General features: G+C 72.9%; 8 protein-coding genes. 4 read left to right on the top strand and 4 right to left on the bottom strand.

Annotated elements, in window-relative coordinates:
- Window positions 1-291 precede the first annotated feature (291 nt).
- The gene (locus KBY47_RS35715; protein WP_210928754.1) at window positions 292-1,470 is read right to left on the bottom strand and encodes an ROK family transcriptional regulator; all 1,179 of its coding nucleotides are present in this window, start codon (window positions 1,468-1,470) and stop codon (window positions 292-294) included.
- Between the two features lie 48 nt (window positions 1,471-1,518).
- Here KBY47_RS35715 and KBY47_RS35710 point away from each other — a divergent pair, with 48 nt between their 5' ends.
- The 3 genes from KBY47_RS35710 (at window position 1,519) to KBY47_RS35700 (ending at window position 4,072) form a co-directional block, all read left to right on the top strand.
- On the top strand, window positions 1,519-2,604 hold the full coding sequence (locus tag KBY47_RS35710) for a Gfo/Idh/MocA family oxidoreductase (protein ID WP_210928752.1): 1,086 nt from the start codon (window positions 1,519-1,521) through the stop codon (window positions 2,602-2,604).
- Complete coding sequence (locus tag KBY47_RS35705) at window positions 2,601-3,125, top strand: heme-degrading domain-containing protein (protein ID WP_210928751.1); 525 nt, start codon at window positions 2,601-2,603, stop codon at window positions 3,123-3,125. Before KBY47_RS35710 ends, KBY47_RS35705 begins: the two co-directional genes overlap by 4 nt.
- 80 nt (window positions 3,126-3,205) lie before the next feature.
- Window positions 3,206-4,072 (top strand): LLM class F420-dependent oxidoreductase, encoded by an 867-nt coding sequence (locus KBY47_RS35700; RefSeq protein ID WP_210928749.1) that lies wholly within the window; start codon window positions 3,206-3,208, stop codon window positions 4,070-4,072.
- 128 nt (window positions 4,073-4,200) lie between these two features.
- Here the strand turns inward: KBY47_RS35700 and KBY47_RS35695 are convergent, their stop codons facing one another.
- The gene (locus tag KBY47_RS35695) at window positions 4,201-5,058 is read right to left on the bottom strand and encodes a fumarylacetoacetate hydrolase family protein (protein WP_210928748.1); all 858 of its coding nucleotides are present in this window, start codon (window positions 5,056-5,058) and stop codon (window positions 4,201-4,203) included.
- Window positions 5,059-5,201: 143 nt separating this feature from the next.
- Window positions 5,202-6,014: a class E sortase gene (locus KBY47_RS35690; RefSeq protein WP_210928746.1), complete on the bottom strand. Its 813-nt coding sequence runs from the start codon at window positions 6,012-6,014 to the stop codon at window positions 5,202-5,204.
- Window positions 6,015-6,140: 126 nt separating this feature from the next.
- Between KBY47_RS35690 and KBY47_RS35685 the strand changes: the two genes are divergently transcribed.
- Window positions 6,141-7,157, top strand: coding sequence for an SEC-C domain-containing protein (locus KBY47_RS35685; RefSeq protein ID WP_210928744.1), 1,017 nt, complete (start codon window positions 6,141-6,143; stop codon window positions 7,155-7,157).
- On the opposite strand, the gene KBY47_RS35680 is transcribed toward KBY47_RS35685, so the two are convergent.
- A complete protein-coding gene (locus KBY47_RS35680) occupies window positions 7,142-8,149 on the bottom strand; it encodes an HNH endonuclease (protein ID WP_210928742.1) in 1,008 nt (335 codons plus the stop codon). The two genes, KBY47_RS35685 and KBY47_RS35680, sit on opposite strands and share 16 nt — an antisense overlap.
- Window positions 8,150-8,336 lie beyond the last annotated feature (187 nt).

The raw sequence follows: 8,336 nt of genomic DNA, 5'->3' as shown, positions 1-8,336 counted from the left end.
CCGGCGGGCGGCGGCACCGGGGCCGCTCCGGGTGGCCCAAGGAATCCGCCCGATCAGCGGACGCGAGGACGCGGCGGGGCGGCGGAGGGGCGGCGGCGCCGATCCGGCCCGCCGAGCGGGCCCACGCCCCGCGACCCACTCCGGTGCGGCCCGCTGAGGGGGAGGCTGCCCCCCGCCAAGTCCGGCTCGCCGCCAGACTCCGCCGAGCGGACCCGCGTCCCGGCCGCGACCGGCCCCGGGTGAGGTGGGGCCGGTCATCGCCGCGGCCCAGGGCGGCCCACCCGGTGGACCTCAGCCGTCCCCCCGTCCGAACAGCGGCGCCAGCAGGAGCTGGGCCGCTCCCTCCGCCACCTCGCGACCGCCACCGGGGGCGAGGCGTACCGGTACCGGGGGCTCGCCCGTGCGGTGGGCGCGGGCCGTGAGGACCGCGCTGACTCCCCGGACGAAGCGGTCGGGTTCGGCGGTGACGACCCGGCCGCCGAGGAGGATGAGGTCGATGTCCAGGAGGGCGACGAGGTTGCTGGTGCCGGTGCCCAGGACCCGGGCCGCCTCCTCGATGTCCCCGCGGGCCACGGCCGCCAGGCACAGCGCCTCCACACAGCCCCGGTTGCCGCAGCCGCAGAGCGGCCCGTCGAGTTGGACGACCTGGTGTCCGAACTCCCCCGCCCCGGTCCGCGCCCCCCGGTGCACGGCTCCCCCGATCACCAGCCCGCCGCCGAGCCCGGCCCCGAAGTGCAGGTAGGCGAACGACCTGGCGCCGTCGCCGGGGTCGGCCACCGCCAGGCGCAGGGCGGCGGCGTTGGTGTCCTTGTCGACGACGACCGGGACGCCGTCGAGCCGCCGGGCGAGCGCGTCCCGCAGCGGGTAGCCGTCCCACTCGGGGAACCCGGTGACGCGGTGCAGCACCCCGCTGGTGTGGTCGAGGGGGCCGGGCAGGGCGACCCCGAGGCCGAGCAGGGGACCCGGCGCGCGCAGGCCCTCCGCCTCCCGCACCACCGCGGCGACCACGGCCTCCGCCCCCGCCCCGAGGTCCAGCGGCGTCCGCCGTTCGTCGAGCACCGCCCCGGTGAGGTCCACCAGCACGGCCCGCAGCTCGTCCCGGTCCAGCTGTACGCCGACGGCGTGCCCGGCGTCGGGCACCAGCCGCAGGACGGTGCGCGGTTTGCCGCCCGTCGAGGCGCGGCGCCCTGCCTCCGCGGCCAGCCCGTCAGCCCGCAGCCGCGCGGTGATCTTGCTGACGGCCTGCGGGGTCAGCCCGGTCCGCTCGGCGAGTTCCAGTCGGCTGATGCCCTCGCTCCCGGCGGTCCGCAGCAGGTCGAGCACGAGCGCGGCGTTGCGGCCACGCCGTACGAGCGGGTCGTGGCGGGCGCGCCGTGCGAGCGGGTCGTTGCGTCCGCGCCGTACGAGCGGGTCGGTGTCCGTCGGCCTGCCCTGGGATTCCCCGTTCCGCGTCCTGTTCACCCGCCCCATTCTCCTCACCGCTTGCACTTTGGCAACGGCGTTGCGAAAGTGGGTCCCATGACTGGCACATCTCCCGGCACCCCCCTGCGCGTGGGCCTGATCGGCTACGGCCTCGCGGGCTCCGTCTTCCACGCCCCGCTGATCGCCGCCACCGAGGGCCTCGTCCTGGACACCGTGGTCACCTCGAACCCGGAGCGGCAGCAGCAGGCCCGCGCCGAGTTCCCGGACGTCCGGCCCGCCGCCACCGCGGACGAGCTGTTCGACCGCGCCGACGAGCTGGACCTGGTCGTCGTGGCCTCGCCGAACAAGACGCACGTCCCGCTCGCCACCACCGCCCTGAAGGCCGGTCTCCCGGTCGTCGTGGACAAGCCGGTCGCGGGCACGGCGGCCGAGGCCCGTGAGCTGGCCGCCCTCGCCGAGGAGCGCGGCCTGCTCCTCTCCGTCTTCCAGAACCGCCGCTGGGACAACGACTTCCTGACCCTGCGCCAGCTCCTCGCGGACGGCGAACTGGGCGACGTATGGCGCTTCGAGTCCCGGTTCGAGCGGTGGCGGCCCCAGCCCAAGGGAGGCTGGCGCGAGTCCGGCGACCCGGCGGAGATCGGGGGTCTGCTGTACGACCTCGGCAGCCATGTCGTCGACCAGGCCCTGGTCCTCTTCGGCCCCGCCACCGAGGTCTACGCCGAGACGGACGTCCGCCGCCCCGGCGCCCTGACCGACGACGACACCTTCATCGCGCTGACGCACGCCACCGGCGTCCGCTCCCACCTCTACGTCTCCGCCACCACCGCCCAGCTCGGCCCCCGCTTCCGGGTGCTGGGCTCCAAGGCGGGCTACGTGAAGTACGGCCTCGACCCGCAGGAGGCGTCCCTGCGCGACGGCGACCGCCCCGGCACCGCCGCCGGCTTCGGCGTCGAGCCCGAGGCGATGTGGGGCCGTATCGGCTCCGGCGAGTCCCCGCTGACCGGCGGCGGCCGCCCGGTCCCGACCCTGACCGGCGACTACGCCGCCTACTACGCGGCCGTGGCACAGTCGCTCCGGGAGGGCGCCGCGAACCCGGTGACCGCGCAGGAGGCGGCCGCCGCCCTCGACGTACTCGAAGCAGCCCGTCGTTCGGCCCGCGAGAAGGTGACGGTGACACTGTGACGGCCCACAAGCACCCGGCGAACCCCGCCGCGACCCCGAGGATCACCCCCGAACTGACCCCGTCGGTGGAGGAGTTGGAGGCGCAGGAACGCCGCCTGGTGTTCCGCCGTTTCACCTACGACGACGCCTGGGCGCTCGGTCTGCTGCTGGTGCGGATGGCCCGGGAGCGGCAGGCCCCGGTCGCCATCGACATCCGCCGCTCCGGCCAGCAGCTCTTCCACGCGGCCCTGCCCGGCTCCACCCCCGACAACGACGCCTGGATCGACCGCAAACGCCGCGTCGTGGAGCGCTACGGCTCCGCCTCCTACCTGGTCGGCGCCCGGCACCGCGCCAAGGGCACCACCTTCGAGGAGTCCTCGCGCCTGGACCCGGACACCTACGCGGCCCACGGCGGTTCCTTCCCCGTCACCGTCGCGGACGTCGGCGTGATCGGCACGGTGACGGTGTCCGGGCTGCCGCAGCTCCAGGACCACCGTTTCGTGGTGGAGGCGCTGGAGGAGTTCCTGAAGGACGAGATCTGACACCCGTCCGGCGGGAATGATCGCCCGTGCCCCTCCGGTTGGCAGTGCTGAACAGCCGTCAAGCCAACCGGAGGGACCGCATGGACGCCGCACTGAAGGAACAGCTCGGCCGCTACGGCATCTGGAGCGTGGGCCTGCGCTCGGAGGACCCCGACCGGCGCGGCGAACTCGCCGACGCGGCGGCCGAGCTGGAGGAGCTCGGCTACGGCGCCCTGTGGCTCGGCGGCAGCAGCGCCCCGCACAACGCCGGCCCGCTCCTCGCGGCGACCACGCGGATCACCGTCGGCACCAGCATCCAGAGCATCTGGCAGCACGAGCCCGCCGACAGCGCCGCCGGGTACGCCGAGCTGGAGGCGGCCCACCCCGGCCGCTTCCTGCTGGGCCTCGGAGTGAGCCACGCCAAGCTCGCCGACCAGTACCGCCGCCCTTACTCGTCGCTGGTCGCCTACCTGGACGCCCTCGACACCGCCGGGGTACCCGCCGGGCGCCGGGTGCTCGCCGCGCTGGGCCCGAAGACCCTCCAGCTGTCCGCCGACCGCGCGGCGGGCGCCGTCCCGTACCTGGTCACCCCGGAGCACACGGCCCGGGCCCGCGAGATCCTGGGCGAGGCCCCGCTGCTCGCCCCCGAGCTGAAGGTGATCCTGGAGACCGACCCGGCCCGCGCCCGTACCCTGGCCCGGGAGGCGCTGGCCATGTACCTGGCCCTCCCCAACTACACCGACAACTTCCGCCGCCTCGGCTTCACCGACGCCGACCTGACGGACGGCGGCAGCGACCGCCTCATCGACGCCGTGTACGCCTGGGGCGACGAGACCCGCATCCGCCACCGCATCGACGCCTTCCACGAGGCGGGCGCGGACCACGTGGCCCTCCAACTGATCGACGACGGCCCCCGGGACACCCTCCCGAGGGAGGCGTGGGCGCGCCTGGCGGCACTACTGGCCTAGCGGGGCCGACCTGTTGGGGGCGCGGGAAACCGCGCGACGGGCCACACCCGCACCCGCACCCGCACCCGCCGGAGCACCCCGCACCCCCGCGGCGCGACGGCGCACCCCTCCCCCAGCCAGTGCGGCGCCTACGCGTCCTTCAGTTCCTGCCGCTGCCGCCCGAGCCCGTCGATCTCCAGCTCGACCACGTCCCCCGCCCGGAGATACGGCTTGGGCTCGGGCTGCCCGAACGCGACTCCGGCAGGCGTCCCGGTGTTGATCACATCACCGGGGTACAGCACCATGAACTGACTGACGTACCGGACGACTTCCCCCACGGGGAAGATCTGCTCCGCGGTCGTACCGTCCTGCTTCAGCTCGCCGTTCACCCACAGCCGCAGCCCCAGCGCCTGCGGATCGGGCACCTCGTCGGCGGTCACCAGCCACGGCCCGAGCGGGTTGAACGTCTCGCAGTTCTTGCCCTTGTCCCAGGTCCCGCCCCGGTCCATCTGGAACTCCCGCTCGGACACGTCGTGCGCGACCGCGTACCCGGCGACATGCGCCAGCCCGTCCTCCGCCGACTCCAGATACCGCGCCGTACGCCCGACGACGACGGCCAGTTCGACCTCCCAGTCCGTCCGCACCGACCCGCGCGGCACCAGCACGGTGTCGTTCGGCCCCACGACCGTGTCCGCGGCCTTGAAGAAGACGACGGGCTCGGCCGGCGGCCGGGCGCCGGTCTCCCGGGCGTGATCGTGGTAGTTCAGCCCGATGCACACGACCTTGCCGATGCGCGCCACCGGCGGCCCGATCCGCAGCCCCGCCGGGTCCAGCACGGGCAGCTCCCCGCTCCGCGCCGCGTCCCGCACCCGCCCGAGCGCCCCCTCGTCGGCGAGCAGCGCCCCGTCGACGTCCGGCACGACGCCCGACAGGTCCCGCAGCACCCCTCCGGCGTCGAGCAGCGCGGGCCGCTCCTGTCCCGCCGTACCGACGCGCAGCAGCTTCATGATCATGGCCTCCCTGGATCACGGGTGTCCCACCGACGCCTGCCGACCAGGGGTGCGGCCCGTGACCCGAGGACCGTCGGAGGACTGGTCGATCCTCCAAGCAGGCGGTCCACTCCGCAAGACCCCGTTCACGTACTGGACCGTCAGCGGGCGCGGGGCGCCATGGCTGCGAGCGTGCCCCAGACCACCAGCCGGTACCGGGACGTGTAGACGGGGGTGCAGGTGGTGAGGGTGATGTAGTACCCGGGCTCCCGGTACCCCGCCCCGGGCCGGACGGCACTGCGCGGTACGTCCCGGATGACCCCGACATCACGGGCGGAGGTCCGCGGCAGCGTCCGCCCGACGACGTACGTGTAACGGGCGTCCGCGGTCTCCACGGTGATCGCGTCCCCCCGCCGCAGCCGGTCCAGGTGCCGGAAGGGCTCACCGTGCGTGTTCCGATGCCCGGCGAGGGCGAAGTTCCCGGCCCGCCCCGGCTGCCCGGTGCCGGGATAGTGACCGACGTACCCCTTGTTCAGCACGTCGGCCTTCCCGATCCCCTCGGCGACGGGGACGCGGAGGCCGAGGCGGGGGATGCCGAGGATGGCGTAGGCCTGGGAGGGGGAGGGGGTGGTGGGCGGTGGCTGAGGGGCCTCCCCGCCCCCGTCCCCGGACGGTTCCCCGACGGAGTCCCCGGAACCTTCCGAACCCCTGGAATCCGCGCGCGTCCCGTCTTCCCGGTCCCCCCGGTCTTCCCGGTCCCCCCGGTCCTCCCAGTCCCTCCAGGTGCGCTCAAGGGCCCGCACCTCCCGCTCGGCGCTCCCCCTGGCCTGCCAGTTGGTCCACCACATCTGGTGCGCGACGAGCAGCATCAGCACGGCCCCGACGGTGACGAGCACCTCCCCGCCGCCCCACCACACCCGCCGCCAGCGGGCACGCCGACGCCGGTCACGGTGCCGTACGACGGAGACGCGCATACGAGACCCCCTCGGGGCCGGGACGGAACCCGCCGCCGCAAGATAAGGCCGACCGCACGAGACCTCCAGCCCCACGCACCACCCAAGGCCGGACCTCTGTCGCTGATCGGCAGTACGGTGTCCCCCATGCGCCCCGACACGCCCGCCGAGAACGTCGACCACCACGCCGAAGCGGCCCGCCTGGAGCGAACCGCCGCCCTGTATCCCGAGGACGCCGAAGCCCTGCTGCTGCGGGCCGCGGCCCACCTGGAACTCGCCGACGCCCGCCCCGCCGCGTCCACCCTCTACGACCGTCTGCTGTCGTCGTCCGACGCCCTGGACAACCCCCACCTGGTCCGCGCCCTGAAGGCGTCGAACCTGTGGGAGTACGGCCACGAGGCGGAGGCCCGAGCGATCATCGACGGCATCCGTACGACCGCCCCGAGGGACCCGGCCGCGTGGGTGATCGCGGCGGAGGCCCTGGAAGCGCACGACGAGCTGGAGGCGGCGGAGGAGACCTTCACGCAGGGCGCGGCGCTCCTCCTGGCCGGCACCGGGGAACCCCCGGCCTCCTCCACCCACCCGCTCCTCTTCGGCCGCCACCGCGTCCGGCGCATGCTGGGCCGGCCCCACGACGACTGGGACACCCTCGCCGACACCCTGCACTCGATGCCCGTGTCCCTGGACGAACTGCACGACCCCAAGCGGGTCTGGTCCCTCGGCTCCGACAACCCGGCGGAACTGGAGGCGGAAATCTCCCGCCTCCGCGCCGAGCTGGGCGCCTACCGCGAGGCCCTGTCCCGCCCGTTCCCGGTGGCGATCCTCCACTGGCCCGCCGACGAACTGGCGGAACTGGTGTCGGCGTACCCCTCCCTGTCCACGGAGTACCCGTCCCACGAGGAGCACCTCGCGACGATAGAGGCCTCCCTGCGCGAACTCGCCTCCTCCGGCACCCCCAACCTCGGCACCGTCACCGGCACGGTCCCCTCCTACGAGGCCTTCGCCGCCTCAGAGGGCACCTCACCCGGCGACCCCACCCTGCTCCCCCAGTACGCAACGACCCTCGCGGCCCGAGGCCGCGCCGTGGAATGGCCGCCGGAGCGGGGGGCCGGGTGCTGGTGCGGGGCGGGGCGGGTTTATGGGGAGTGTCACGGGGCGGGCTGATCGGCTGTGGGCGCGCTCTGCCACCGCTCCCGGTGGTCGCGCACATAGCCGGGGTGCACCTTGTGGCTTCGGTGCACCCTGAGCTTTGACCGCGGGTTGACGCCGAACAGTCCGGCCTGCAAGACGATGGACCAGTCGTCCTCTATCACCACGGCCCCCACATCCAGCAGGACGTGGCAATTGGGGCACAGGCAGAGGACGTTCGGCTCCACATCAGGTCCGTAGTGTGGCTTGCCCAGCGGCTTGATGTGAGCGCCCTCGCTGTAAGGCTTACCGTCCGGGTCCACCAGACGGAGACCGCAGATCTGGCACTCGTGGTCGTACAGCTTCTTGATACGTCTGATCAGTGCGCTGTCACGGACCATGCGCTGCACCCAGGAGGAGCGGACGCCGGGGAACTTCTCGGTGTCTCGTTCCCTCTCCTCTTCTTCCCTCCTCACCGCTTCGACGGTGTGGCGTTCCACGCCGGGTACTTCTTGGAGGGAGTCAGGGATGCGTTCGAGGTCGAACTGGCAAATCTCGATCTCGGAGCCGTCCGGTGCCGGTGACTTGGAAATCGCGGTGCGGACATCGGTGATCTCATAGAGGCCGTCGTACCGGTAGCCCTTGCCGGGCGAGTACCGCTTCTCTCCCTCATAGCCCCTGACGACGCGAACGAGATGGCCTCTCTCATAGCTCAACTTCAAGGCGGCATTGTCCCGATAATCCCAAGACTGACTGCACTTGAGCTTAGTTACGCCGCCTTCTGTGTACTTGTCCTTATCTCGCGAAGCTCCGGTGTAGAGCACCGAGTACCAGTCATCCGCGTCGTCTTCATAGCCGCCATTCAGCACGATCGCGTCGGAGACCCAACTGCCGTCCTTGTCCTTGATCCGCGAGATTCCTCGCTGAAGGTCGCCGTGCAGTTGGGCGTCGAAGAGCTCTCGCCGCCCCGTGAAGTAACTCCCGGGCCCGTAGCCCTCGACGTAACCGATCACCCGTTCGTCCACCATGCGACCACACTCGACCGCAGCTGATCACCCATGTCAATTTCTTTGACCGGCCGTCTGACAGACTCGCCACTTCAGGCAGGACATGGGTGGGGAGGGCGTCATGGTGTTGGTCGTGTTGGGGGTTTTGGTGGTGGCCATCGTCGTGACGGGGGTGTTGGTGGGGCGGCGGGCGGCGCCGGTGGGGTTC

It is taken from the genome of Streptomyces sp. B93 (assembly GCF_018070565.1).
Taxonomy (GTDB): Bacteria; Actinomycetota; Actinomycetes; order Streptomycetales; family Streptomycetaceae; genus Streptomyces.
The sequence above is the reverse complement of the archived record's forward strand: the minus strand, read 5'-3'. Positions and strand labels throughout refer to the sequence as shown.